The 23,565-nt window shown below is 37.5% G+C and carries 32 protein-coding genes and 1 pseudogene; 23 read left to right on the top strand and 10 right to left on the bottom strand.

The window, feature by feature from the left end; all coding sequences use genetic code 11:
* The first annotated feature begins 68 nt into the window (after nucleotides 1–68).
* Nucleotides 69–722, top strand: a complete 654-nt coding sequence (locus tag AC5WOF_RS06135; protein ID WP_496049063.1) for a hypothetical protein — start codon at nucleotides 69–71, stop codon at nucleotides 720–722.
* A 196-nt stretch (nucleotides 723–918) separates the two neighbouring features.
* Here the strand turns inward: AC5WOF_RS06135 and AC5WOF_RS06130 are convergent, their stop codons facing one another.
* Nucleotides 919–1,872: a metal ABC transporter substrate-binding protein gene (locus AC5WOF_RS06130; protein WP_496049062.1), complete on the bottom strand. Its 954-nt coding sequence runs from the start codon at nucleotides 1,870–1,872 to the stop codon at nucleotides 919–921.
* A gap of 324 nt (nucleotides 1,873–2,196) precedes the next feature.
* Between AC5WOF_RS06130 and AC5WOF_RS06125 the strand changes: the two genes are divergently transcribed.
* From AC5WOF_RS06125 to AC5WOF_RS06115, 3 genes are all read left to right on the top strand, one after another.
* Nucleotides 2,197–3,249 (top strand): permease, encoded by a 1,053-nt coding sequence (locus AC5WOF_RS06125; RefSeq protein ID WP_496049061.1) that lies wholly within the window; start codon nucleotides 2,197–2,199, stop codon nucleotides 3,247–3,249.
* A gap of 17 nt (nucleotides 3,250–3,266) precedes the next feature.
* Nucleotides 3,267–4,049, top strand: a complete 783-nt coding sequence (locus AC5WOF_RS06120; RefSeq protein ID WP_496049060.1) for a TIGR03943 family putative permease subunit — start codon at nucleotides 3,267–3,269, stop codon at nucleotides 4,047–4,049.
* A gap of 253 nt (nucleotides 4,050–4,302) precedes the next feature.
* Nucleotides 4,303–5,097, top strand: a complete 795-nt coding sequence (locus AC5WOF_RS06115; RefSeq protein WP_496049059.1) for a cation efflux transmembrane domain-containing protein — start codon at nucleotides 4,303–4,305, stop codon at nucleotides 5,095–5,097.
* A gap of 680 nt (nucleotides 5,098–5,777) precedes the next feature.
* Here the strand turns inward: AC5WOF_RS06115 and AC5WOF_RS06110 are convergent.
* Entirely contained in the window at nucleotides 5,778–6,227 is a 450-nt protein-coding gene (locus tag AC5WOF_RS06110) for an AAA family ATPase (RefSeq protein ID WP_496049058.1), read from the bottom strand.
* Between the two features lie 8 nt (nucleotides 6,228–6,235).
* Nucleotides 6,236–6,973, bottom strand: a complete 738-nt coding sequence (locus AC5WOF_RS06105; RefSeq protein WP_496049057.1) for a tRNA(His) guanylyltransferase Thg1 family protein — start codon at nucleotides 6,971–6,973, stop codon at nucleotides 6,236–6,238.
* A gap of 75 nt (nucleotides 6,974–7,048) precedes the next feature.
* On the opposite strand from AC5WOF_RS06105, the gene AC5WOF_RS06100 reads away from it, so the two are divergent.
* Nucleotides 7,049–7,678 carry a YIP1 family protein gene (locus AC5WOF_RS06100; protein ID WP_496049056.1) on the top strand — a complete coding sequence of 210 codons (630 nt, stop codon included), beginning with the start codon at nucleotides 7,049–7,051 and terminating at the stop codon, nucleotides 7,676–7,678.
* A gap of 119 nt (nucleotides 7,679–7,797) precedes the next feature.
* Nucleotides 7,798–8,601 carry a putative protein N(5)-glutamine methyltransferase gene (locus AC5WOF_RS06095; protein WP_496049436.1) on the top strand — a complete coding sequence of 268 codons (804 nt, stop codon included), beginning with the start codon at nucleotides 7,798–7,800 and terminating at the stop codon, nucleotides 8,599–8,601.
* A 25-nt stretch (nucleotides 8,602–8,626) separates the two neighbouring features.
* Here AC5WOF_RS06095 and AC5WOF_RS06090 read toward each other — a convergent pair whose 3' ends face one another.
* Complete coding sequence (locus AC5WOF_RS06090; protein WP_496049055.1) at nucleotides 8,627–9,424, bottom strand: hypothetical protein; 798 nt, start codon at nucleotides 9,422–9,424, stop codon at nucleotides 8,627–8,629.
* A gap of 219 nt (nucleotides 9,425–9,643) precedes the next feature.
* Here AC5WOF_RS06090 and AC5WOF_RS06085 point away from each other — a divergent pair, with 219 nt between their 5' ends.
* Together AC5WOF_RS06085 and AC5WOF_RS06080 are read left to right on the top strand one after the other, a co-directional pair.
* Nucleotides 9,644–10,282: a hypothetical protein gene (locus AC5WOF_RS06085; protein ID WP_496049054.1), complete on the top strand. Its 639-nt coding sequence runs from the start codon at nucleotides 9,644–9,646 to the stop codon at nucleotides 10,280–10,282.
* A 66-nt stretch (nucleotides 10,283–10,348) separates the two neighbouring features.
* Nucleotides 10,349–10,534, top strand: a complete 186-nt coding sequence (locus tag AC5WOF_RS06080; protein ID WP_496049053.1) for a hypothetical protein — start codon at nucleotides 10,349–10,351, stop codon at nucleotides 10,532–10,534.
* 36 nt (nucleotides 10,535–10,570) lie between these two features.
* Here AC5WOF_RS06080 and AC5WOF_RS06075 read toward each other — a convergent pair whose 3' ends face one another.
* Nucleotides 10,571–12,163: a phospho-sugar mutase gene (locus tag AC5WOF_RS06075; protein ID WP_496049052.1), complete on the bottom strand. Its 1,593-nt coding sequence runs from the start codon at nucleotides 12,161–12,163 to the stop codon at nucleotides 10,571–10,573.
* A gap of 47 nt (nucleotides 12,164–12,210) precedes the next feature.
* Between AC5WOF_RS06075 and AC5WOF_RS06070 the strand changes: the two genes are divergently transcribed.
* The 7 genes and pseudogenes from AC5WOF_RS06070 to cotJC all read left to right on the top strand — a co-directional run.
* Entirely contained in the window at nucleotides 12,211–12,681 is a 471-nt protein-coding gene (locus AC5WOF_RS06070) for a nucleoside deaminase (RefSeq protein WP_496049051.1), read from the top strand.
* 28 nt (nucleotides 12,682–12,709) lie between these two features.
* Nucleotides 12,710–13,342 carry a nitroreductase family protein gene (locus tag AC5WOF_RS06065; protein WP_496049050.1) on the top strand — a complete coding sequence of 211 codons (633 nt, stop codon included), beginning with the start codon at nucleotides 12,710–12,712 and terminating at the stop codon, nucleotides 13,340–13,342.
* Between the two features lie 84 nt (nucleotides 13,343–13,426).
* Nucleotides 13,427–13,882: a nucleoside 2-deoxyribosyltransferase domain-containing protein gene (locus tag AC5WOF_RS06060; protein WP_496049049.1), complete on the top strand. Its 456-nt coding sequence runs from the start codon at nucleotides 13,427–13,429 to the stop codon at nucleotides 13,880–13,882.
* Between the two features lie 117 nt (nucleotides 13,883–13,999).
* Nucleotides 14,000–15,202: an MFS transporter gene (locus tag AC5WOF_RS06055; RefSeq protein ID WP_496049048.1), complete on the top strand. Its 1,203-nt coding sequence runs from the start codon at nucleotides 14,000–14,002 to the stop codon at nucleotides 15,200–15,202.
* Nucleotides 15,203–15,374: 172 nt separating this feature from the next.
* On the top strand, nucleotides 15,375–15,620 hold the full coding sequence (locus tag AC5WOF_RS06050) for a spore coat associated protein CotJA (RefSeq protein ID WP_496049047.1): 246 nt from the start codon (nucleotides 15,375–15,377) through the stop codon (nucleotides 15,618–15,620).
* Nucleotides 15,610–15,864 carry a spore coat protein CotJB gene (locus tag AC5WOF_RS06045; protein ID WP_496049046.1) on the top strand — a complete coding sequence of 85 codons (255 nt, stop codon included), beginning with the start codon at nucleotides 15,610–15,612 and terminating at the stop codon, nucleotides 15,862–15,864. The genes AC5WOF_RS06050 and AC5WOF_RS06045 overlap by 11 nt, the downstream gene beginning before the upstream one ends.
* A gap of 229 nt (nucleotides 15,865–16,093) precedes the next feature.
* Nucleotides 16,094–16,324: pseudogene (cotJC, locus tag AC5WOF_RS06040) on the top strand (spore coat protein CotJC); the annotation flags it as partial.
* Nucleotides 16,325–16,407: 83 nt separating this feature from the next.
* Here cotJC and AC5WOF_RS06035 read toward each other — a convergent pair.
* On the bottom strand, nucleotides 16,408–17,955 hold the full coding sequence (locus AC5WOF_RS06035) for a recombinase family protein (protein WP_496049045.1): 1,548 nt from the start codon (nucleotides 17,953–17,955) through the stop codon (nucleotides 16,408–16,410).
* A 72-nt stretch (nucleotides 17,956–18,027) separates the two neighbouring features.
* Between AC5WOF_RS06035 and AC5WOF_RS06030 the strand changes: the two genes are divergently transcribed.
* A complete protein-coding gene (locus AC5WOF_RS06030) occupies nucleotides 18,028–18,216 on the top strand; it encodes a hypothetical protein (protein WP_496049044.1) in 189 nt (62 codons plus the stop codon).
* Nucleotides 18,217–18,255: 39 nt separating this feature from the next.
* Here AC5WOF_RS06030 and AC5WOF_RS06025 read toward each other — a convergent pair whose 3' ends face one another.
* The 3 genes from AC5WOF_RS06025 to AC5WOF_RS06015 form a co-directional block, all read right to left on the bottom strand.
* Entirely contained in the window at nucleotides 18,256–18,564 is a 309-nt protein-coding gene (locus AC5WOF_RS06025; protein WP_496049043.1) for a hypothetical protein, read from the bottom strand.
* A 200-nt stretch (nucleotides 18,565–18,764) separates the two neighbouring features.
* Nucleotides 18,765–19,250, bottom strand: coding sequence for a hypothetical protein (locus AC5WOF_RS06020; RefSeq protein ID WP_496049042.1), 486 nt, complete (start codon nucleotides 19,248–19,250; stop codon nucleotides 18,765–18,767).
* 293 nt (nucleotides 19,251–19,543) lie between these two features.
* Nucleotides 19,544–20,764, bottom strand: coding sequence for a helix-turn-helix domain-containing protein (locus AC5WOF_RS06015; protein WP_496049041.1), 1,221 nt, complete (start codon nucleotides 20,762–20,764; stop codon nucleotides 19,544–19,546).
* A 235-nt stretch (nucleotides 20,765–20,999) separates the two neighbouring features.
* On the opposite strand from AC5WOF_RS06015, the gene AC5WOF_RS06010 reads away from it, so the two are divergent.
* A complete protein-coding gene (locus AC5WOF_RS06010; protein WP_496049040.1) occupies nucleotides 21,000–21,398 on the top strand; it encodes a hypothetical protein in 399 nt (132 codons plus the stop codon).
* Here AC5WOF_RS06010 and AC5WOF_RS06005 read toward each other — a convergent pair.
* The gene (locus tag AC5WOF_RS06005) at nucleotides 21,393–21,758 is read right to left on the bottom strand and encodes a helix-turn-helix domain-containing protein (RefSeq protein ID WP_496049039.1); all 366 of its coding nucleotides are present in this window, start codon (nucleotides 21,756–21,758) and stop codon (nucleotides 21,393–21,395) included. The two genes, AC5WOF_RS06010 and AC5WOF_RS06005, sit on opposite strands and share 6 nt — an antisense overlap.
* Nucleotides 21,759–21,879: 121 nt before the next feature.
* Between AC5WOF_RS06005 and AC5WOF_RS06000 the strand changes: the two genes are divergently transcribed.
* The 6 genes from AC5WOF_RS06000 to AC5WOF_RS05975 all read left to right on the top strand — a co-directional run bounded on the left by AC5WOF_RS06000 (nucleotide 21,880) and on the right by AC5WOF_RS05975 (nucleotide 23,510).
* On the top strand, nucleotides 21,880–22,101 hold the full coding sequence (locus tag AC5WOF_RS06000; RefSeq protein WP_496049038.1) for a helix-turn-helix transcriptional regulator: 222 nt from the start codon (nucleotides 21,880–21,882) through the stop codon (nucleotides 22,099–22,101).
* A 14-nt stretch (nucleotides 22,102–22,115) separates the two neighbouring features.
* Nucleotides 22,116–22,718 (top strand): BRO-N domain-containing protein, encoded by a 603-nt coding sequence (locus AC5WOF_RS05995; protein WP_496049037.1) that lies wholly within the window; start codon nucleotides 22,116–22,118, stop codon nucleotides 22,716–22,718.
* Between the two features lie 78 nt (nucleotides 22,719–22,796).
* Nucleotides 22,797–22,952, top strand: a complete 156-nt coding sequence (locus tag AC5WOF_RS05990) for a hypothetical protein (RefSeq protein WP_496049036.1) — start codon at nucleotides 22,797–22,799, stop codon at nucleotides 22,950–22,952.
* A gap of 31 nt (nucleotides 22,953–22,983) precedes the next feature.
* Nucleotides 22,984–23,112 carry a hypothetical protein gene (locus AC5WOF_RS05985; RefSeq protein ID WP_496049035.1) on the top strand — a complete coding sequence of 43 codons (129 nt, stop codon included), beginning with the start codon at nucleotides 22,984–22,986 and terminating at the stop codon, nucleotides 23,110–23,112.
* Nucleotides 23,112–23,327, top strand: coding sequence for a hypothetical protein (locus AC5WOF_RS05980; protein WP_496049034.1), 216 nt, complete (start codon nucleotides 23,112–23,114; stop codon nucleotides 23,325–23,327). Before AC5WOF_RS05985 ends, AC5WOF_RS05980 begins: the two co-directional genes overlap by 1 nt.
* A 15-nt stretch (nucleotides 23,328–23,342) precedes the next feature.
* The gene (locus AC5WOF_RS05975; RefSeq protein WP_496049033.1) at nucleotides 23,343–23,510 is read left to right on the top strand and encodes a hypothetical protein; all 168 of its coding nucleotides are present in this window, start codon (nucleotides 23,343–23,345) and stop codon (nucleotides 23,508–23,510) included.
* Nucleotides 23,511–23,565 lie beyond the last annotated feature (55 nt).

Raw genomic sequence — 23,565 nt, 5'->3', positions numbered from 1 at the left:
TAGTAATTAATTTTGCTAATACTTGTTATTGTTGTATGAATCCGTTTTCAAAGATATGGGGTGTCGAGATGGAAAGAAAAATTGATAAACAACTATCGCGTATATTGCCAAATGGACTTCCAAACTATCCAGGTCTGCCAAATCGTTGGTATTTATACCCATATGGGCTTCTAATCTTTTTACTTGCTGTACCTAGCTGCATTTTCTATATGGCTTACAAAGCAGTTATGGAGTATAGTGAGAACTCTGTCAATGTCTCGATAATTTCTTCTGCTTACTTAGTCATTTTATGTGTAGCATTTTACTACATCCTTCGTTTCAATTATCGTTACTGGTTTAATTCGGTACCAAACCCACGTACTTTTGAGGAATTTGTCGCTTTCGCTCAATTTGTAAAAGAGAAAGGGAACAACTGGCAAGTCATCTTGATCCATGAGTATATTCTGAATAAATTTCCTAATGAGAATGTAAGCGCTGTCGAAGTGGATTTGGGGATCGCGTACCTGAAAAATGCAGGGCAAAAATATTTAGTAAAGAATGTAGATATAGAAAAAGGTATAGAGTATGTAAAGAGAGGTCTTGATGCAAAAGATAATCAAGTGAGACAGCTAGCTTTAGAAACATTGAGAGATCACTATCTATCAATAGCAGAGAAGGAAAGATCTGAAGAAATGAATGATTTACTTAGGAAACTAAAACTAGATCAGGTCGTTTTAGGATAAGTCCATTAAGTAAATGTGGGTACGCCGGTTTTCTGAGAACCGGCGTACTTTTTTTCTCTTTATGAAGAAATGATTTTCCTCCTATGTGGCAAGGTTTATTCATCCCTCATCTTTGTTTCCTCTAGGTTAGTTGCCCATTGATTAATATGCTAACCAATAGTAGGAATATTGGCAGCGATCATACCTGATTTGTCTCCTATTGCAAGGCAGTCTGGAGATTTTGTAGATTGTGCCTTGAAATCGAAAAATAATCTTCTCCCTTTTTCAGTTCATCTGTTGTTAATCCTTCTATAGGGTCTAGTATCAGCGCTTTGGCATGGATTTCATTTGTTACTGTCTGTGCTACTTTTGGATTGACTAATTTTTCAAAAAAGATGTAATGTATCTTCTTTTGTTCTGCATATTGGATAATTTCTTTCAACTTTTTGGGACTTGGCTCTTCATCAGGTGATATGCCAGAAATAGCAATCTGCTTTAGACCATAACGCTCTGTCAAATAGTGAAAAGCAGCATGGGATGTGATTACATTTTTGTTTTTTGCCTGAGCCAAAACAGACTGATAAGACTGATCTAATTGGTCAAAACGTTTAGCGAGTTTCTTATAGTTTTGTTCATACAGTGCTTGATGTTGTGGATCTTTTTGGATCAAAGCCTGCTTGATATTTTCCGCTTGTTTTTTGGCGAGTATGGGGTCTAACCAAACATGAGGGTCCTTGTTTATAGCGTTGCTTTCATGAATGTGACCTTCTTCTTGTTCTGTACTATCATACAGAGCAATATTTTTCGTTGATTCGACGATCATCGTTTGTTGGCTGTCTAAATTGGATCGTACTCGATCAATCCAGCCTTCTAAGCCTGCACCGTTATAGATAAGCATATCAGCTTGATTAAGTTGAATGAGGTCTTTTTGTGTAGGTTCATAATCATGTGGTTCTACCCCTGGCGGTGTGAGGTTGTGAACGGTTACCTGTGTTCCTCCTATTTCTTTTGCGAAGAAAGCTAAAGGATACATACTTGTGTAAATTACTAATTTACGATTCTCTTTTTGCTCGGATTTCGTGGGATGATCAGCATGGCTGTTGGTACAACCAACGAGTGACCCGAGTAGAATGAATAGAAACCCAAAAACAACGCCTTTTCTCAATTTCATGTGCACCTCTCTCGTTAAATCGTAATTATTATTATTTAACTCTCTGCGATTTTCATTATATCGATTTGACTACTTTGTGTCTATTAATATTTATAAAAAATATAAAATCATTTATAATTTCCCGTAGTGATTAGCTTTATGCTTATAATTTAGCTCTTTGGGCATCTTCTATTTTTTCTATTTCAATAGGGTGATCTAGGATGATCACATTTACAAAAAAGAATAATTACGATATAAGTAGTGGGATAGAGAAAATTTTGCATCTTCTTGGTCGTTTGATAGCGGAGAAGAAGGGAATGGAATGAGGAGTGAGTTGGAAATATCATGCTTCGTTTACTTAAAAATTACTATGTAGAGATTTTGCTTGTCTTTGTTTTAGCAAGCTTTCTTCTCTTTTTTAGTTCTGATCAATTTTTAGCTTTTGAATGGGATATCCGATTCTTGACTTCTTTTACAAAAAATCCGCAGTTACTTAGTTTATCTACTATTTTCCTAAGTATTTTTTTAGAAGGATTGCCGTTTATTTTATTTGGCGTGTTTATCTCAAGTTTTATTCATGAATTTGTTAATGAAAACGGATTGTGGAGATGGGTTCCCAAAAATCCATTTCTATCGATTCCGATGGCGATTGTATTAGGTTTTGTGCTGCCGGTCTGTGAGTGTGGAATTGTGCCGATTGCTAGACGTCTAATAGAGAAAAAATTGCCTGTATATACTGCATTTACGTTTTTATTGGCAGCACCCATCGTGAATCCGGTTACGATCTTCTCTACTTATATAGCATTTGGAAACGATTGGAGTATAACGATCGTTCGAGTAGCTATGGGAGCAGGTATTGCGATTGTTATGGGGGGATTGTTTTATTTGTTTTTTCGGAATACTCCTGTTTTAAAGGAAATTCCCAATAGTTGCGACCATATACATGAAGCTTGTTGTACGACTGATCATGAGGGGCATGAGCATTCTTATACGAAGAATTGGAAAGAAAGCGTGGAACATGCCTTACATCACTCCATTTTTGAGTTTTTAAATACGGGGAAGTATTTTGTTTTAGGAGCTTTTTTAGCAGCTTGTTTTCAAACTTTTATTGGCTTTTCTGCCATTCAAGCGGCAGCAAAGTATGAGGGCATATCGATTCTTTTATTGATGGGAATTGCTTTTGGTTTATCCATTTGTTCTTCTTCTGATGCGTTTATCGCTGCTTCTTTTCGTAGTGCGGTCGGTGCTGCACCTCTCTTTGCGTTCCTCGTCTATGGACCGATAATGGATTTGAAAAATCTGTTGATGATGAGCGGTAGTTTTCGACCTGCGGTCATTTGGTTTTTTTGGGGTGGGACTACTTTGTTGACGATTATATCTGTTGTGGTGTTTTTATAGTCGAAAGGAGGGGGAACATGGCAGCATTGTTCCGCATCATTATTTTGTTTGGGTTTGCTTTGGTTTTATCTTACTTGATCATATCTCATGATCTCGATTATTTTATTAATCCTCGTCTGCAATACTTAAGTGTTATCAGTGTTTTATTTTTGCTTACACTTGGTTTGGTTCAACTAAAAAACGTTGGAAAACGAGCAGTCCACCCAGTAGGGATATGGGGTTATGTGATGGTTTGTTTACCCATCCTATTTTTTCTCTTTTTTCCTAGTAAACCAGCCGAAACGAGTTTAGCAGATAACAAAATGTATACATATGTTCCAAACCAAGTGAAAAGGGCGAATCCTTATCCAAATCAGTCCACAGATGCTCCTCAAGAACTAACGGAAGAAGAGTGGGAGCTTCCATATAAAAAGAAAGCTGCTGAATTAAAGAAACTGCCTGTCATCATTTTGACCAGTGAAAATTATATCGATGTGTCCAATGTGTTGATGATGTATCCGGAACAGTTTATCGGGAAAAAGATTCGCACCATTGGCTTTGTATATCGGGAAGAAGGATTGAAAACGGATCAATTTGTGATAGCTCGTTTAGCGATTACTTGCTGTGTGGCAGATGCAGGTGTTGTTGGATTTTTGATTGATACTCCAGAAAGCAATCTGTTTCAAAAAGACCAATGGTTTCAACTCGAAGGGACATTTGAATTAATGAAAAATGAATCTGGGGATGTACCTGGATTGAAAATAAAAAATTATAAAAAAGTACCGGCTTTAAAAGATTCTTATGTTTATCAGCGGTTTTAAGATGAGGGAATAAGCGATTTGCAAAATAATAGAGAACAGAAGAGGATTTAAAAACAATAATGATTACGATTTAATAGAAAAGATTATTTGCTTTTTGACATTTTAATTGCACAAATATACGCTTGAGCGGACATTTAAATCATATTCATTCCTATTTATAGGAATGAAGCGATGCTCTTTGGGTGAAATACAAGCAATAGCCTGCCCAGAGCAAAATGTTGTTCGGTAGAACCTACTAACGGAAGAAAGAATCATGCATAAGCATCTAGTCGAGTCTCGTGACCCACGTCGTAGTCGTAAGATCACAGGAGTTCTCCTCATCCTGTTGCTCATTGGATTTCTGGTCCAATTTGTAGGCAGTATCAGCTCACATTCATCTAGCGTTATGAGTGATGCTATCCATATGTTGGTTGACGGTTCGAGTCAACTAACATATTGGTTGGTACTCTCCATTGCTATTTGGGGTACCCAAACACCGAAGTGGCTTAAGAAGTGTTATCCTTCTGTCACCAGTAGGTTGAAGCAGGCAAATTCTTCCATCCTCTGGATGATCGGGGACTTCGCCAGCGCTCTGTTCCTCTTCGTGGCATCAATCGGTTCCATCTGTCTAGCCTTGCGACGTTTGGCTTATCCACAAGAAGTACATGTGGAAGTATCCTTCAGTGTTGCAGTGATCGGACTGATGGTCAATCTCGTCAGTCTGTTGGTCATCATTGCCACTAAATCGCAAGAGAACCTGAAGGGCGTTTTTCTACATGTGAAGTATGATCTCCAAGACTCTATGTTTGTCATCGTGGGGCAACTGGTGGTATGGAAGTTCGGACATGATTTCCAGTTTGTCCAGTATGTTGACCCGCTTCTCAGCTTGTGGTTGGGAAAGAAAATGATTAAGTCATCATGGGGTCTTCACAAAGCCGCACTTCAAGGAAAGACCTTCCATATGAATGGTATCCGTATTCAGTATCCGGTATATGCCAGTCATGATTGCTCTGGACATGGACACGGATCAGAGGAAAATGAGCATAGGCATCGTTGTAATCATCACTGAGACTTGTATAGAGAAGAGAGGCGTGAAGAGGTTACTTAGGAAGAGATAGAAAACTCAAGTAAACTCGAATGTCTGATAGGAGGTTCTATCTAGTCCCAAACATGCACAGGTGTGCAGTGTTTGGGACTACAATTTTTTCAGGAGAGAAGTTCATATTTAGATCTATATTACAAGTATTCATAAGATAATGGGGCTATCGAAAACAACTGACCATAAGATTTCTCGATAAATGAATGGATAAAACCTGAAGAATATAAGAAAAAAGGATGGCAGGGAAATGATAGTAGGCGATTTTCAAGTGGTAGAGGCAGGAATGAATGTGCAAAATAATATTTTTTTGATATTTTGCACAAGAGAAAATTTAGTTGTTATACTAATAGGAGTTGAACCCATATGAGCTCAACTCCAAGTTGGTTTGCGAGAGAAAAAGAGGAAAACAGATGACCGAATCGCTCACTCCGGCAGAGCGTGAGAATCTGACCCGAGGTCAGATCGATTCTCACGTCGTTCTGGGAAACGAGACCTCCACACCGGACCAGAAGGCTCTGGCTGAGTCGACGTCCGACATGACGCGGACAGTGCTCGGGGAGGACTCGGGCGAGTGATGGTGAGGTAGTTCACTCGTGATCACAGACGTGCTACGGCTCTACATTATGTGGAAAGTCGTAGCGCGTCGTCCATTATGGCATATGATGTTTCAGGATTTCCTCATAAAACTGAGAGTCTTGAATCTTTACTTGATAAATTTGATCAAATCCTTCGGAGTAACTTGGAGGTTCCCATATCTTACAGGTACTTTTGATTGCAACGATCGGGACTTGTTCTGTTTTATCTCTTGCTTGGTTACGAACTATGGATGCTTCGATATCAGGAGGAAAGAAGTAACCGATCACTCGAAAGTCATGTTGTTTTGCTTTTGGAATATAACGGAGCCGATCTTTTACTGTTGGATTGGTATTATCTACAACAAATGGCTGTTTTGCATGTAGACAAGCATCCACTAAGTAATTTTCCCGATATCTCGTTTTCAACATATCTAAATTAATACGAATGTGAGTCCGAAAAAAATAGTCTTTTACAAAAGTTGATTTTCCTGATCCTTGTAATCCCATCAATATAATTGCTTCCATTTGAGTACCTACTCATCCTTTGGATACACATATTGTTCGATATATCCTCTGTCTTGCGAGAAGATCGGTATTTCCTTATCTACCACCCAGCGGTGACGGATAGCATTATCTTTTTGATAAGACTGCTTTGTTATACATACCCCTCGTTTTTGCCAAACCGGCAGGTCATTCCAGTTTATTTCTTTTTCCATCATCAGTTTTTCCTGCATCTGTTTTCCACTGAGACCATGCAGTTGTTTAGCAGAAAAATGACTTTGAGCAACCATGGAAACGCTGTTTTTAGCTGCATCCAATTGTCTCCACAAAAAATAATTGACGACTTCATCTGAAGGCAATATCCAAGCTCTACAATCAAAGGTGGCAAGATTCTGGTCGGCTAAAATCTTCTTGATCACATCATTAAATTTTGCTGTCGCCAGAGATGCGGCAACAGAAGTGATTTTTTGCAGGTTGTTATCAAACCATGCTTCTGTCGTAAGTTTGTCATTGTTTGTCAGGAGGAGGGAGATTTCATCACTTTGGTGATAGATGAGTTTACAACCCATTATTTCACTTGCTAAAAATTGCCCTGTTTCCCAAAATGCTTGGACAAGTCGTTCATCAAATGGCTTGTCTAGTTTTTTGGTATAGCTATGGAAGTGACAGCCATCGATTCGGAGCAATACAGGTAAGCGTTTAGGTAAGTAACTACGATATGCAAATTCATAAGCTTTCATACGATTGCCGAACTCATCGGTTTTTTTCATAGGTTTCCCACTCTTTTTGTATTATAATGAATTGTTAATATTATTCTTATTTTTATAAAGAAAAGGGTGCTTTTTTTGAAAAAAATAACGGTTCCAACTGGTATTTTGATATTATACCATCCAGCGCAAGCTGTTGAACGGATAAAGGAAAATCCGAGTTATAAGTTACCTTTGTTATTTCTGTGTATGTCTATCGTTGTTTTAGGAGCAATTTTTGGATATGCACAGCCCTATTTAGACCCAACTTTACTGGAACCTGGTGATTCGATCGAAGTAGTTTCCGTTTTTTTTGCAGTTTTTTTGAGTGTATTCATGTTGTTCGTAATAACGCTATATCTTCTTATAGAAGCATTTGTTATTTGGGGCATAACAAAACTAGTTAAAAAAACAGTTTCTTTTCGATATGTGTTTATCCTAACTCTTTATATTTCGCTTATTTTAGAACCTATCACTTTTCTAGTCAGTTTGTTAGTAGACCCTCAAATCCAAGGTCCTCAAGTTACTGCATTGAGTTATTGGATTCCTTCATCTGGTGTGGTAACAGCCGTACTGGATCAAATAGAGCTCGCTTTCATCTGGGAAATGATAATTTTATTCTTTGCTTTGCGGCCGCTAGCTAATGTCACCGTGTTACAAGCAAGTATGATAACGGTGATTGTATTCATATGTTCTTGTTTCGTTGATATTGCAACATATATGCTATGATTATCGAATGGATTGGCAGCATCATAATTTTCGCAACAAACCCTTAAAGTTAAGATAAAAGTTGAGGTGTTGAAGTGTCTTTAGATTCCACAGAAAAGAATAAATTATATGATGGGAGTTTGGAAGATAAGAGGAGAGTCTCGCTATTTTCTTCTGTAGTAGCACAGCTTCGGAATGCAGGATGTGTATTTGCAGAGGAAGAAGCTCAGTTGTTACTTGAAACAGCACAGGATGAATCTGGGCTTACCAAAATGGTACAACAGAGAGTTTCTGGATGGCCAATTGAGCATGTTGTTGGATGGAGTGAGTTTTACGGTCATCGAATTGCAGTTGATAATGGTGTTTTTGTACCGCGAAAAAGAACCGAATTTCTGGTAGAACAAGCTGTAAAACTTGCAAAGAGCGGGGATACCATACTAGATTTATGTTGTGGATCAGGTGCATTAGGCATTGCGGTAACTGCGTCTTTAGAGAATTATCAGTTGTACGCTTCAGATTTGGATGCAAAAGCAGTGCAATGTGCTAGGAAAAATATCTCTGCTAGAGGAGGTAAGGTGTATGAAGGCGATCTATTTTCACCACTGCCAGATTATTTACAAGGCAGGGTGAACATTTTGCTCGCCAATACCCCCTATGTGCCGACAAATGCAATTGCGTTTCTACCTACAGAAGCTCGTGAGTATGAAGCACGGATGGCACTCGATGGAGGAAAAGATGGTTTAGATATCCAGCAGCGAGTAGCCTCAGCCGCATCGCTGTGGCTCGCTCCAAATGGATATCTATTCGTTGAAACAAGTGAGCAGCAAGCCTTGAAAACGGCTGAGCTTTTTATACAGAATGGGTTGCTTCCGCAAATCGTAACCAGTGAAGAGTTAGATGCTACTGTTGTTATCGGGATGAAAAAAGAGATTCCATGTAGATAAAGAAACCTACCATGTCCATAAACGACTAGGTAGGTTTTCTTATGCGAAACAGGATACGAATCAAGTAAATGATAATACCAAGGCTTGCTAGGATCAGTAGTATCCACTCTATTGTGAGTGTCCAAAAATCAGGGACATATTGTGTTAAGTTATTACCCGCTGCAAGCAATAAGAGGATAGGTGTTGGAACATCGATACCCAAAACGATAGGGTTGTTTTGTCCAAGTTTGAGATTCCAAGACAATGTTTTTCCATCTTTACTCACCGCATTGGCATTTTGTTTCGTAGGAGCGATTGGTAAAGTCAGGAGAAAACGGAATTTGAGCCGATCCAACAAATCACTCAAATAAGGAGCAAAAGGTCCTAGTAAATTCGAAATGTTTTTCTGCATATTAACTTGTGTTTGATAGAGCAGGGTTGTCTTCCAAAAACTACTTTTAATGCTTAATTCCTTGATCGGTTGAAAGGTAGTTTTTGTGGAAAGAACCGCTTTTGATTGGCCGCCGTTTGGTATTAGCTCTGTGGGGATAGCAGCATTTATTTCTTTGTTTAGTGGTTCTTTTGCAATATTTTTAACTGGTTTTGTGGCTATAAAGCCAACTTGATTTTTTTCGCGTATAAACTTAGCTTCATATCCTTTGCTTGAATAGAGGGTTGTGATATGACGTATATACCTTTGTGCTTTGGCATTTGTTAACACTTTCCACTGATAGATTCCAGAACCATCTTTGTTTATCGTTACATGTAAATTCCCTTGGATGCAGCCGGTGAGAAGCGAGAGGATAACAAATAAGAAAAGCAGTTTCCACTTCTTATTTTGCATTGAGGTACTCCTTTAAATAAGTAGATATATTACTAGTATAGGGAAAATACGAATATTTAGTCCTTCATCGACGAGGTTTGGTAATTTGGGACAAGAAACTGATTCTCTTATATAGAAAAATAGAAATATTCTCTAATCATAAGAGAATAATATTTACTATTATTGTGAAAAATAATAAAATTAGGTTGTAAGGGATTTTACATTTTCAGGAGGGGTATAGTGAAATTTTTGGAGTTTCCAGCTTGCTCTTATGAAAAATATATCGTTAAACTCAATGTAAATCGGGTAAAGAAGGATCAATCCTCTACTATGGATCGTTTTGTCTTTGTGTTTAGTCGGTGTATCGAAGAGAGTTCCACTTATGGAAAAGTGGAGATTGAGTTAGTACCAGAAGGGAACGTTCCAATTTTTCATGATGAATTGAAAAATGCCCAAAAGAAAGAAATCAAAGATCAAGACTTTGAAGATAATGGTTTATCTCTTCAAATTGGGGATGACATCAAAATCATAAAAAATATAAGTGATTTTGCAACCAATTACATTGCAGTGGTGCATGATCCAAACAATGGGCGAGACAGATACCATTGGCTGCTGACAAGAAATCTTGGTCATAAAGGCAAATTGGAGAACCGGCCATCTACTTCCTTTGCTCCTGAATTTCACTTTGAGATGTGTAAGTATCAAGATGAACAAGAAAAATCGGAAATAGAAAATAGTGTGAAGAATATTAAGGATTTAGAAGGACTGGCAGACACCTTTGAAGAGATCGTTTCCCAATTGGAAGCGAGAAGATCGAAAGTGGAAAATCGGACAACAGGTGAGTGCCTTAGATCATACTATCGAGGGAGTGACTGCTAAGGAGAAGATACGACAGATATGGGAGAAAATCGTTTTTTGGTGTCGCTGAAAATATAAGTAATAGTATTGCATCCATTTTTAGTGCCAGTCCTATTATTGCGAAATGTATCTAGTGATGTTGCAGCTACTCCAACTGTTTTTGATGGGTTATTAGAAACTGGAGTTTGGTTAGCGATTGGATTACATGTGATCATCGTTGAATGGTTTATCCTTAAGAAAAAGAAAAAAAATGTACCTGCAAGTGCAGGTTAGGTTTGTTAAGGAACTCGAAGTACAGGAGTTCCTTTTTCATTTAAAATTCTGCTTGATTGCATCACAGATATCCAGCACTTTTTGTTTTGCCTCTTTTTGGTTTTTCCCCACAGCTTCCATATAGATTTTGACCTTTGGTTCTGTGCCCGAAGGACGAATAGCGATCCAACTACCATCAGCCAACCAAACTTTACCAACTTCCGCTTTTGGTAATGGATCTAATCCTGTTCGATAATCAAGTTTTTCCTTTGCATTATTCCAAATGGTGAAGAAATCATCGATAATATCCCCTTTTGTTATGTTTGGAAGAGAGATAACTTTGCTAACATGGTAGCCATATTGTCGATATATGTCATCCAATACATCTAAGAGGGTTTTTCCTTGTTTTTTATAGTGGGCGACAACATGACATAGGTAAAATGATGTTTGAATCCCGTCTTTATCTCGGACAAAATCTGCTAGGAGATACCCATAACTCTCCTCAAATCCAAGCAATAAATCTTGATTTTTTTCAATTTGTTCTGCTATATATTTAAAGCCGGTCAATGTTTGGGCAGCTTTTCTTCCATGGTGATGGGCGATTTTTTGTGTCAAACTTGTGCTGACAATGGTAGAGTAAACAGTGCCTTTTTTTTGCTTTACCGTAAGTAAATAATATAACAATAGAGTACCAATTTGGTTTCCGGTCAGGTGTATGTAATCCTCTTGATATGGTATCATTATGCCGACCCGGTCTGCATCTGGATCTGTTGCCAAGATCACATCGGCATTAACATTTCGGGCAGCTTTTTTTGCCAAGGTAAAAGCGGCTTCATCTTCTGGATTAGGAGAAGAAACAGTAGGGAAGTCGGGGTGGGCTTTTTCTTGTTCGGTTACGAGGTTGGTGGAGATAAATCTTAAGTTTTGGAGTAAGGATGGGAGTGCTATTTGACCAGTTCCATGTAAGGGAGTGTAGACGACGCTCAGATGTTGATCGCTAGAACAACATGATGTGAGGGATTGTACAGCCTGGTAGTATGCTTGATCGATAGCTTTAGGAACTTCTCTTATTTTTCCAATCTGTTGTGCATGCACATAGGATAGGGTGGGAATGGTAAGAACATCTGCTATAGCATCCATGTGTTGCTCGATTAATTTCGCACAAGCTGGTAATAATTGTGCTCCGTCTTTTCCATATACTTTGAAGCCGTTATCAGATGGTGGATTATGACTAGCTGTGATCATAATTCCTCCGATGGCTTGAAGATGACGGATAGCATAGGATAGCATAGGGGTAGGGCATATATGAGAATAGAGATAGACTGGAACCTGATGATAGGCGAATAAACAAGCAGCCTCCTCAGCAAATAGTCTGGAGCAATGTCGATTATCATAAGCTATAGTGATACCTCGGTGCAAATTTGAAGGATGGGTAGCTGCTAAATAACGATAAAATGCTTCCGTTACTTGGCGAATGGTAAATCGGTTTAAGCGATGCGGTCCTATTCCTATTGCGTTTCTTATACCTGCTGTTCCAAAGGAAAGTTTCTTTTTAAATTCGTGTTGTTCTTTAAAGGAATAATTTTGTAATTCAGCTCTTTCCTCTTCGGTGATCACAGTAGAATGCAGCCAGTCAAAATAACGACTCACTTTCTTATTCCTCCTCTAATTTGTATTTGATAAAGTAGGTGAGAAGCATGACGCATCAAGATTTTTTGCAAAAAGCTATTCAATTGGCTGTCGATAATGTCAAAAACAATCAAGGCGGACCATTTGGGGCTATTGTAGTTAAAGATGGAGCGATTATCGGTCAAGGGGTAAATCAAGTAACAACTCATAATGACCCCACTGCGCATGCAGAAATGGGGGCAATTCGCGACGCTTGTAAAAATCTTCAACATTTTCAATTAGAAGATTGTATTATTTATACGAGTTGTGAACCCTGTCCTATGTGCTTTGGGGCAATTTATTGGGCGAGGCCAAAAAAAGTCTACTTTGCTTGTACAAAGCAGGAGGCGGCTACAGCAGGATTTGACGACCAATTTATTTACGATGAATTAGCCATTTCTTATGAGCAAAGAAAAATTAATATGGAGAAGCTATCTCCTCCGGATAAGCTATCCCCATTTCAGATGTGGATGAAATCAATGGAACGAGTTGAGTATTAAAAATATAAAGGGATAAGGTGTGTTTTTAATGGTGACTTCTACTCAGTACGATGTGCTAAAAGAAATCATGGTTAGTCGCGGCAGTGTTAAAAGTTATGATGCTACTCACGTAATGGCGGAAGAGGAAATCAATGAATTATTAACCCTCGCCTCTTCAGCTCCTTCCTCTTGGAATTTGCAACAATGGAGATATCTTGTAATTTCCAAACCTGAACAAAAACAAAAAATGCTTTCTGTTGCCTATGGACAAAAACAAGTAGTAGAAGCATCCATTGTCGTAGCGATTTTAGGAGATTTAGAAGCTTATCGGACTGCCCATCAAATTTATGGAGACGCAGTAGAACAAGGCATTATGACAAGAGAACTCAGGGATAATTTGGTGTCACAAATCGAAGGAGCGTATGCTGATAAAATACGAGCTCAAATGGATTCAACTCTAAACTGTGGATTAACTGCGATGCAATTAATGTTGACCGCTAAATCAATGGGGTATGATTCTTGTCCGATGGGTGGGTTTAATCCAGATAAACTGATACGAGAATTTAACGTGCCTGAACGTTATTTTCCTGTTTTGCTTGTATCCATTGGAAAAGCAGCACAACCTGCAAGACCATCCTCCCGGTTGTCTTTAAATGAATTGGTGATACGTGAATCGTTTTAAATAATAGCGTAACAGCCTTCTCGTCATGGAGAAGGCGTTTTTTCGTGTATAGTGAAAATATGTCATAGAGTGGATGTGAAAACATTGAATTTGCTATATGCACCAGAACCATTTCCAAAGCAAGTAACAAAAAGTATATTTTTAGCCGGTCCCACACCAAGATCTCAAAAAGTTGACTCTTGGAGACCATTGGCTGTAGAAATTTTAAAAAGATTGAAGTTCGATGGATTTGTTTTTATTCCTGAACCACGTAGTGGTGAATTTAAACATGATTATGATGATCAAGTAAACTGGGAGTTAAGCGGCTTAGAAAAAGCAGATTGTATTTTATTTTGGATTCCGAGAAATTTAGTTCATTTACCTGGTTTCACGACAAATGTGGAATTTGGATATTGGATTAAATCCGGAAAAGTCGTATTTGGTTATCCTGAATCTTCTGAAAAGATGCGTTATTTGGATCATTTGGCAAGACTACATGCTGTAACTCCTCAGCACGATCTAGAAACAACAATCAAAAGTGCATTATATTTTTTAATTTAAAAAAGGATAAATATGTATTAGCTTTTTCTTGTACATCCTTGATACGATATGAATAAAGTCCCTCGCCAAGTGCTGGTGAGGGTGTTCGTGTGTAAATATAAAGAGGTGAATCATTAGATGCAAACAAGTGTTGATAAATGGTCGACAACTCGCTTTTATACTTTTTTATTTCTTGTAATGATTTTTGGAATTACGCAGGGGTTTTTGATTCCAGTTATTTCTACGATGTTGGAGCAAATGCATTTGGCTCCTAGTATTAATGGATTCAGTGCTGCGATGCTCTACGTCGGTATGCTGTTTTCGATGATGTTTTATTCAAAACTGATATCGAGGTGGGGATATCGCAACACCATTGTTGTAGGGACCTCCATTTTATTGATATCTTTTGCTCTCTTTCCTTTTACGTATGGGATTTGGTGGTGGTCAGCCTTACGTTTTTTCGTCGGAATAGGGAACAACATTGCTCTTTTATCTTGTCAAGTGTGGTTGATTGCTACCGTCGATCCGGCACACAAAGGAAAAAGACTTTCCCAATTTGGTTTGATGTATGGACTTGGATTTGGAATCGGTCCATTGGGATTGAACATGACTGCTCATGGTTATTTGATTCCATTCGTCATATTGATCATTATGCTTGTCGTCAGTTTGATTGTCAGCTTTCGTCTGACCAAAGGGTATGCTAACTTTGCTAAAACAAATGATAATCAACAGGAAGTATCTACTTCTTATAAAATTGTCTACAAAATGGGGTTTTTGGCGATGATCCCTATGTTGTTGTATGGGATATTAGAAGTCGCGTTATCAGGTAATTTTCCAGTGTATGGCTTGAAACTAGGGTTGTCAAAAGGTGAAATTTCTCTCTTGATCACTGCTTTTATTTGGGGAAGTCTTGTGTTTCAATTACCATTAGGCATGTTGGGTGATAAGATTGGAAGAAAAAATCTTCTTCGCATTTTATGTTTCTTAGGTGGATTTGGTATGTTATTTGTTCCTTTGGTAGGAGATAGTTTTATTGGTTTATTTTTCATTCTCGGTCTATCAGGGGGTTTTGTAGGGTCGTTATTCTCTTTAGGACTAGCTTTTATGGATGATATTTTGCCCGCTCATTTATTACCAAAGGGCAGTGCATTGTGTTCCATGCATTATAGTGTAGGGAGTATTATCGGGCCATATTTAGGGGGAACCTTGATGCAGTATTTGGGTATATCATCCCTTTTCTATTTCCTCGGATTAGCTTTGCTCGGATTTGTAGCGTTAACCTTTGTATTTCGGTCTTATGGGATTGCGAAAAAGGAAGCCATTATCGAAACGACTTTTTAATAGGTAATTATTTCACACCAGTCCCCTTTGGAGAAATTTCTAAAGGGGATTACTTAGCTTTTATTGTCTTTTTCTCGTGTTTCTACACATTTTCGTGCATGTCGAAAATTTCTTCTTTTTTCTACTTTTATACATAAGATGGTGATAAGACTTTTATGTAGGAGGAGTTGTGTTGACAAAACGCAAACCTAATCCATATCGAGATCAGTACCGAGTATGGTATCCCTGTCATAGTCCAGATGATCCATGTCCCCCCGCTGCAAAGCATTATGTGGTCCCACCCAATCAATTCTTAGGATTCCAACCACCTAATTTGCCGCAGTATTCGAAACATGAGGCATTGATAAAAGGAACTCTATGGCCTATTTTTTATAGTCCATATCCTCCAAAGAATTGGAGGGACAAAGATGGAACATGAAAAACGGAGAGCATTACTTCGAAAATTACAAGAAGTTGATTTTGTCTTAGTAGAGCTAAACCTTTATCTGGATACACATCCAAGTGATCCAGACGCTCTTGCCCAATACAACCATTGCGCATTGGAAAGGGAAGTAATACGCTCTGAATATGAGGAGAGATATGGTCCATTGATGCACTTCGGTCACTCGAGCAATCGTTATCCTTGTGGTTGGAATGAGGGGCCTTGGCCATGGGAAATATGATTTATTTCAAATGATCATTTATTTGGTCGTTTTTATAGCAAAATTCCATAAACACCACCTGGGAGTAAATAGAAATGACAATAATCTCGCTGTGCAGTTCTGGCGAAAGCTTATTGCTAGAAGTTTAATTTATTCCTTATTTTGGAAAATAACTTTGAAGAAGATCATCCCGAGCATTCATATGGAATATGCTTTCTAACAAGTCTGTTTTTCGAGGTGGGGATATTTTTTGTGGATATATGAAAAAAAGTTACAGTATCCAGTAAAAGTGAGCCAATGTAATCCACATTTAGCAAAGTTGCTCATTGAACAATATGGAGGAGCCGATGGGGAATTAGCTGCTGCACTTCGTTACTTAAACCAACGATACACCATTCCAGACAAAGTGAAAGGATTGTTGACAGATATAGGTACGGAGGAGTTTGCCCACTTAGAAATGATCGCAACGATGGTTTATAAGTAAACCATATGATTATAGGTACATTAATTATAACTGAATTTGGTGATAAATGAAACAAATACCTCCAAAAGTAGGAGGTATTTTTAAATTTTTGGATGAATGACAATGGAAAACTCATCGTTCCTTTGATGTTTTTCTTTCGTATAGATGCAGTTGTCGATAATGGTTTTAAGAAGTAGGTTTTTTTCTTTAGCGGTTTCTAAAGTGGTGTATACATCTAAAATGTTTTCAATTTTGGGGATGATATCTAATTTTGCTTTTTGTCTGTCAGTTTCAAGCTCTAGATCAATTTCGGATTGATTCAAGGCATGGTGTAATTCATCCAACCGACTTGTAATCTTTTGAGAGCGACTGATAAAAGTATCTTCATCATAGATTCCACGCTCCAGAAGATCATGCAATCGATCCTGTTGTGTTCGAAGATCATTTATTTCTATTTTTAGATTTTTTATTGTTTGTTCATAAATAGTAGTATGAGTATCTTTTTCAATATACGCTTTTGGATCAATCTTTAATTTGTATTCTTCTAACCAGTCATATAGAGCCTCCAAGATTCTTCTTTCGATATGCTCTAGTCGACTACTTTTATTGCAGTTTCCACCACGTCCTCGATTTGTACAAACAAGATGTGGCCATTTAAACTTTGAATTGGATGCTCTTGCTAGGGTTAGAGTGCCACCACAGACCCCACAAATAATTAATCCTGCTAGAGGATTTTGTAATGATGTAGTTTGTTTCCAACGAGGATTTCTTTTGTTGATTCGAATGTCTTGGGCTTTCTTGAATATTTCTTCAGAGATAATGCCTTCATGTTTCCCATCTACTAATATGATTTCGTCTTCTTTCCTGTTCCTAGCATCCACTCTTTTATTAGGATCAGTGGATTTTACTCGTTCTACTGCTTTCCACCTAATTTTACCAATATATATTGGATTCTTGATAATTTGAAGAATGACGTTATTAGACCATTTTGAGCCAGTATACGATGTGATTCCTAGTTCGTTAAGTTTTTTAGCAATATTAGTAGTACCTAATCTTTCATTTGGATCATCACTTGTATACCATTGAAAGATCATTTTAACGATAGAAGAAGTCTCTGAATCAGGAATTAGGGTTAAATCTCTAGTTTTTTGATAGCCAAATGGAGCACGAGCACCAATGTAGTTCCCTTCCTGAACAGAACGTATCCTTCCATTTTCTAACCGGCGTTTGATGATGTTAAATTCTTTTCTAGCCATAAAGGCTTCGAATTCGCTGTACTCTTCATCAAATTGATCATCTAAATCGTAGATTTTACGTGGTGTAATGATCTTTGTTTTGGATTTTTTAAACGTTTTCAAAATAAAGCCCTGGTCTTGCATATCTCCACGACCCAAGCGATCCATATCCATACAAAGTACTGCACTATACTCATTATTACTTATTTCTTCCATGAGTTTTAGCATCTCAGGTCTATGGATCAAGCTTTCCCCAGAGACGATCTCTTGATATATCTTAATAATGTTTAGCTTTTTCTCTTTAGCTACCTGGAGTAAGGCCTTTTTATGTTTTGCTAAAGTTTCGCCTTCTCCTTTCATTTCCGATTCAAGATCAGCTCGTGATTTTCTTAAATACATTGCTACTCTTTCCATCTATTCACTTCCTAAATTTCAAGGCTAGTCCTATTGCATCTTATGCATATGTATGGAATAAGAGGTGGTAATATGCAAGAGATACAAAAGGAACGATATAAAGACGGTTTTATGTATCACATCGGTAAAACAGATATATATATTGTAACTCCACTGATAACAGAGGAAGAAAGGAATTATCGTTTAGAAGAAGTTAAGAAGTTATTGTTTCACCTATTGTATAATAATAAATCCAGTGGATATATAGAGTTTGAAACATAGTATAACAAAAAAAGCCCCTGATGGGGCTTTCGTTGTTCTTTATACTAAAGGTACAGAAGGATTTGGGGTTTGTGTTTGCCAAGTTTGTGGTTGAGTCATTCCATAAGCTGACCCAGTAGATTGTTGGAATTGTTGAATCGGAGCTTGAGCAAATTGATTACTAACTTGGATACATTGAGCAACTGCTTGTTCTACTTGTTGAGCAAGTTGTCTGCAATGTGCAGCCTCAGCAATTTGTTGTTGTTCCGTTTGTTGACGACGTGCTTCCGCTTGTTCCAGTTGACGAGCCATGGATTGGATATGAGATAACTGGTTGGTTATCTGTGTAGCTTGTTGTTGCTGATACATGTACATCTCTCCTAGAGAATAGTGTTTGATACGCTCAATAGGATGTGTAATTTTCTCTTTGATATTCATGGAAAAAAGCTGAATACAAAAGAAAAGCGATCTAGTTTCCTAGACCGTTATAAAAAGGATTTTCCAATTCATGCAATTTGGTATAAACTGATTATAAGAACAGCAAAGATATACCTTCAAAGAGGAGGGAATTAGGTCACTATTGCTGGTTCGATCACTTTTATTTCTCCATTATATTCAACCTCAACCTCGATTATTGGAGCTTGTACATTCTCCCACAGCCACTCACATATATCATCCACATCATCGATGTTTCCAGCGAATTGATACCCTTGATAACTGAAGCCAGCACGTTTTTTTGAAAGTTTCTCATTTTCGTTTGCATCAGAAAAAAATCGGCAAGCAATAGGTGGAAAACCAAGTGTTACGCCTAACAAGTATGTACTATCCATTGTTTCTCTGGAAGCCTGTAAATAATCTTGTTTCATTTGTTCGTTTTGAAAAAACAATGTCCCCACGTCGTATAGCGTACTTGGATCGTCAAAGTCTTCTAATTCATATTCAATTACAAATGGATAATTTCTATTGTGTAACTGTCGAAGTGCATCCCCTTCAAATCTACGAGAACAGAGGTAAGCCGGTTTGTATCCCCGTAAAAAAGACTCATGTGTTTTCACTCTTTCACCTACTTTTAAGGAGTGGTCAAAAATGGCAAAGAAGTATGTGTGCCCAAAATGTGATCTGGATTATGAGACAAACGAGAGCAATCCCATTTGCCCAGCTTGTACAGCTAAAGAAAAGAAAAAAATTTATCTTAAAGAAAAGTAAATCACAAAGACTGGGTTTGTCCCAGTCTTTTATTTCTATTCGATGTATTTATTTTCCTACTTGATTTGTCTCAAAAAAAGCAAAAAGCGATCTAGTTTCCTAGATCGCTATCGCTAACCATCATGTGGATCTCCCATCAGGATCACTCCTTTCCATCTTCACTACAACGTTTGAAATGTTCGCTTAAGATACGTTTGTATTGGTCATATTCATATTGATTTGCTAATTTTCTTCCTTCTTTGTAGCTGGTATGGGCATCGGATTTATTTTTTTCTTTTTCGTAAATGCCACCCTGAATCATATATGCTTGGATCAAATCATGCATATCTTTCGCTTTTTTAGCACCTTTTATAGCTTTTTCAAGATGTCTTTTTGCTTTTTTCAGTTCGTCTTGAAATAGGTACAAATCACTCATCGCTAGATAGGCACTGGTTGCTGTGGTTTTCTTCAGTTTGTCTTTGATATCGATAGCAGATTGAAAACACCTTTCTGCTTTATCATACAGTTTTAATTCATAAGCTAATTTTCCAGAAGCAACTAAAATATAATAGATTCCATCCGGATCTTCTAGAACAGAAGCTATAAGCATGGATTCTTGGAGGAATGTTATTGCTTCCTCTTTTAATTCTCTTTCTTTTAAAATGGATGCTTTAAGTTCGAAAACCTTTATTTTCAGTAATCCTTCAATTTGTGAGTGTTCTGACCAAATAACGTTTAACCGTTTTTCTGCTTCATCTATATTTCCTAGTTCGAAATAAATGTGAGCTATGTTGTAATGAATGGAGTGCCAAGTATTTCTACGTTCCCCTTCTAGATTAAAAGTTTCTAGTGCCTTATCCAAAAGTTGAAGGGCACTACCATGATCATTTTCTTTTAAGGAAATAAATGCTAGGTCTACATATGCCGTTGGGATTAAATTAGCGTTTGGCCAGTATTCTTCTTCGTTTAAAAGGATAAGGGATTGATAGATTTTGCTAGCATTTTTGTAGTCTTTGCTTACAAAAAATCTTTTTCCTCTCAAATAATGTCTGGCGATTTCATGATTGATGTAAGTAAGTTTTTTATTAAATTGATATGGTGTTAAACCTTCAATCTTAATCTGAGCTTCAATGGATCGGAAAGTAAAAAGTTCAATTTCGTCATCTAAGTGAATGTTCTTTAAGATAAATGGAATATCTTCCCGTTTGATGTTTAAGATATCGAGGAGTAATTCAAGTTTTTTATCCTCCAGACTTAGTTTTCCTCTTTCAAATCTGCTTAGTGTGGGATGTGTACAACCTATTTGTTGAGCGAGAACTTCCAGTTTCAGCTCTTTATTGGTGCGAATCTTGTGTATTACTTTTCCTATATCAACCTGATTCATGAAGAAGATCAACTTTCCAAAAATATTTTACTATAAAGTTAAATTCATAACAAAAAGCTGTTTTTGGTGTTTTGTGCGCACAAAATATCAAAAATAGTGAAGATAAGTAACATTATAAATGAAACTGAAAAATACATAAATACACCATAGAAAGAAATATCTAGCATACTCACAATCTTATTAACAGAAATTGCATTCACAAACATTGCATTCACAAACTTAAAGGGTGAAGAATATGCAAACAGAAACACAGGAAAACAATATGGGGAAAGAACAAGCGAAACAATTCCTACATGATATAAGCAGCTGCTTTATACAGTTCAGTTCCGAAGTTTCCAAAAGAGCTACATTACTTGAACGTGATGAATACAGTTTTAATGGTCGTACAGTGCATGGTAATGATGGAGTGATGCTATTTTTGGAAAGTCTAGGTAATTCATATAAGCTTCTGGAAAGGATGAAAAGCACCACAAAAAGCCATCCAATGAGAGAACCGGATAGCGTAGGTGAGGATACATATAAGAGATTAAATGATACCATACATGGTGTAATCGATTTATACTCTATATTTTTTAAATTAGAGGATGAGTTGAATAAATCAGAGATAACAAGATTAAATAAACTGTGTTTATAAATTTTGTCTTCTTTTTTGGACTGCTTCAATTATGTTTGCTAACATATCTTGATCTTCATCGGAAAGTTCGCGATCACCCCAGCGAGCTTTTTTTTGTTTCAATGCCTCCAAAGTTTTTTCTAAATCCACATCACTCACTTTCTCCTGGACTTCAGTAGTTGGGTCTTCTGTATTTCCTAGTAGATAATCCGTAGAGACTTCAAAGTAATCTGCTATTTGTTTTAAAACAGTAAACTTGGGTTGTCTTGACCCTCTTTCGTAATTAGCAATTCTTCCTCGGGAAAGTCCCAGTCTGTCTGCCAACTCATATTGGCTTAATTTTTTTCTTTCTCTTAGTTCAATCAAGCGATCTTTAAACATACGATTTTCTCCTTTAATCATTTACTTTATTATATGTAACTTATTGTTACCAAAAAAGAGCACGTTTTGTTTCTAGGAAAGTGTTGACAGAAACAAAACGTTACCGGAGGGTGGTGACAAAATGAGACATAAATTAATAGAGATGCGTGGAAAAATGTCTGTAACAAGAGCAGCTCAACACTTTGGTATAACTAGACAGGCGCTTGGTTACATTGAAAAAGGAGAAAGAAATCCATCGCTTTCATTAGCAAAAAAAATTGCTGATTTTTATGGAAGTACTATTGATGACCTTTTTTTTGATCAAAATAGAAACAAATTGTTTCTGGGTGACAAAACAGCATAAGGAGTTGACGAACATTGAAAATTGAAAAATGGCTTGATCATGAAATCCGCTTTGTTGAAATCAAAAACGATTGGTGGGCGGTGGCTGCTGATGTTGCGAAAGTACTTGGTTATCGTGATGCATTCCGTGTGTCTCGTATGTTGGAAGATCACGAAAAGGATACCCACATAGTGGAGACCCTTGGTGGAAACCAAGAGGCTACTGTCATTTCTGAAATTGGTGTTTACAAAGCAATATTTAAATCAAAACGTCCAGAAGCAAAAGATTTTGAGAAATGGGTTTATCAAGTTATCAAACAACTTCGTCAACAAAGCGGTCTAGAAGGCTTCCAAGTATTTCGAATGCTAGACAAGGAGCACCAAAAGCAAGCGATGTTGAAAATTAGTCAAATGAACAATCCTCAGCCAGTCCACTATATGAAAGCAAATAACATTGCTAATAAAGCAGTAGCAAATAAATACGGTCTACCCAAAGCGATCAAGAAAGAGAATATGACTCCTGAAATGTTACAAGATCGCCAGCCCATAGTAGAAGATACTGCTCATCTTATGTTGATGAAAGATAGATTCGAATTGGATATGTCCATTTCGAAGGCAATCTATAAAAAATACAACTGAATTAACAACTCTGTAACATTTTGCATGAAAATGCTACTCTATGCAATCAGAATATTCGTTCTATTGGAGGGGAAGAGATTGGAGAAGATTTATCATCTTGGAAATACAACAGTCACCATAGTTGCTCCTGTAATTACTGAGGAAGAAAGGAAGAAACGTTTACGAAATATTGAGAGCCATATTTATCATTTGCTGAAAAAGAAAGTACAAAAGTCAAATGATTTTGCTAGTTAATTTACGGCATAGGAAGGAGGTGAGCTGACTGTTGGAACGACGAGTCGGCAAGGTGTATAACGGTAAACCGAAAGTCAAAGATCTCAAACGTGGCAACATCACAAATTTGCGTGATGTTGCTGCAAAAGAAGATCAACAGAAGAAAAAGGGGGCGAAGTGATGTACACGAGCTATAACAAGCTTTTGACCACCGATACAGAGGATCGTTATCTGGAAGCTCTGTTGAAACAGGAAATAGATTTTCGATTTGAATCATGGGCACAGTTTCACGAGGGTAACATTTTTGAATTTCGTCAGTTACAAAGAAAGGCAGAACGGCTGAGAAAGGAACGAAAAAATTACAAGGAATACCTGGCGGTCAAGTATCCGCTGTGAGGGGAGGTGAGAACATTGTGGGATGCAAAGCGTAAGCAGCTGAAACATGAGATTGAGATTTTGGAGGATGTACAGAAGAAGATGCTCCAAGAAGGCTGCTGTGTAATGGGGATTGGCAATCAGATTAGCAATCTACAAGGCAAATTAAAAGACTTGGCAGTGCAGCAACACCACCAAGCCTAAGAAAACTTAACAGAGGTCTAGTGTACCACAGTTGGAGCTAGATCGAAAGGGAGAA

The organism is Shimazuella sp. NTD250 (assembly GCF_059510375.1).
Note: the sequence above shows the minus strand (reverse complement) of the source record. Positions and strands in the feature narration are given on the sequence as shown.

Excerpts from the sequence above, each read along its gene's own strand:
- AC5WOF_RS06000 (WP_496049038.1), top strand. The coding sequence starts at position 21,880 with ATGAGACATAAATTAATAGAGATGCGTGGAAAAATGTCTGTAACAAGA.
- AC5WOF_RS06005 (WP_496049039.1), bottom strand. The coding sequence starts at position 21,758 with ATGTTTAAAGATCGCTTGATTGAACTAAGAGAAAGAAAAAAATTAAGC.
- AC5WOF_RS06035 (WP_496049045.1), bottom strand. The coding sequence starts at position 17,955 with ATGGAAAGAGTAGCAATGTATTTAAGAAAATCACGAGCTGATCTTGAA.
- AC5WOF_RS06045 (WP_496049046.1), top strand. The coding sequence starts at position 15,610 with ATGGAACATGAAAAACGGAGAGCATTACTTCGAAAATTACAAGAAGTT.
- AC5WOF_RS06135 (WP_496049063.1), top strand. The coding sequence starts at position 69 with ATGGAAAGAAAAATTGATAAACAACTATCGCGTATATTGCCAAATGGA.
- AC5WOF_RS06030 (WP_496049044.1), top strand. The coding sequence starts at position 18,028 with ATGCAAGAGATACAAAAGGAACGATATAAAGACGGTTTTATGTATCAC.
- AC5WOF_RS06015 (WP_496049041.1), bottom strand. The coding sequence starts at position 20,764 with ATGAATCAGGTTGATATAGGAAAAGTAATACACAAGATTCGCACCAAT.
- AC5WOF_RS06105 (WP_496049057.1), bottom strand. The coding sequence starts at position 6,973 with ATGAAAAAAACCGATGAGTTCGGCAATCGTATGAAAGCTTATGAATTT.
- AC5WOF_RS06110 (WP_496049058.1), bottom strand. The coding sequence starts at position 6,227 with ATGGAAGCAATTATATTGATGGGATTACAAGGATCAGGAAAATCAACT.
- AC5WOF_RS06120 (WP_496049060.1), top strand. The coding sequence starts at position 3,267 with ATGGCAGCATTGTTCCGCATCATTATTTTGTTTGGGTTTGCTTTGGTT.
- AC5WOF_RS06025 (WP_496049043.1), bottom strand. The coding sequence starts at position 18,564 with ATGTATCAGCAACAACAAGCTACACAGATAACCAACCAGTTATCTCAT.
- AC5WOF_RS06115 (WP_496049059.1), top strand. The coding sequence starts at position 4,303 with ATGCATAAGCATCTAGTCGAGTCTCGTGACCCACGTCGTAGTCGTAAG.
- AC5WOF_RS05980 (WP_496049034.1), top strand. The coding sequence starts at position 23,112 with ATGTACACGAGCTATAACAAGCTTTTGACCACCGATACAGAGGATCGT.
- AC5WOF_RS06130 (WP_496049062.1), bottom strand. The coding sequence starts at position 1,872 with ATGAAATTGAGAAAAGGCGTTGTTTTTGGGTTTCTATTCATTCTACTC.
- AC5WOF_RS06070 (WP_496049051.1), top strand. The coding sequence starts at position 12,211 with ATGACGCATCAAGATTTTTTGCAAAAAGCTATTCAATTGGCTGTCGAT.
- AC5WOF_RS06125 (WP_496049061.1), top strand. The coding sequence starts at position 2,197 with ATGCTTCGTTTACTTAAAAATTACTATGTAGAGATTTTGCTTGTCTTT.
- AC5WOF_RS06065 (WP_496049050.1), top strand. The coding sequence starts at position 12,710 with ATGGTGACTTCTACTCAGTACGATGTGCTAAAAGAAATCATGGTTAGT.
- AC5WOF_RS06090 (WP_496049055.1), bottom strand. The coding sequence starts at position 9,424 with ATGCAAAATAAGAAGTGGAAACTGCTTTTCTTATTTGTTATCCTCTCG.
- AC5WOF_RS06055 (WP_496049048.1), top strand. The coding sequence starts at position 14,000 with ATGCAAACAAGTGTTGATAAATGGTCGACAACTCGCTTTTATACTTTT.
- AC5WOF_RS06010 (WP_496049040.1), top strand. The coding sequence starts at position 21,000 with ATGCAAACAGAAACACAGGAAAACAATATGGGGAAAGAACAAGCGAAA.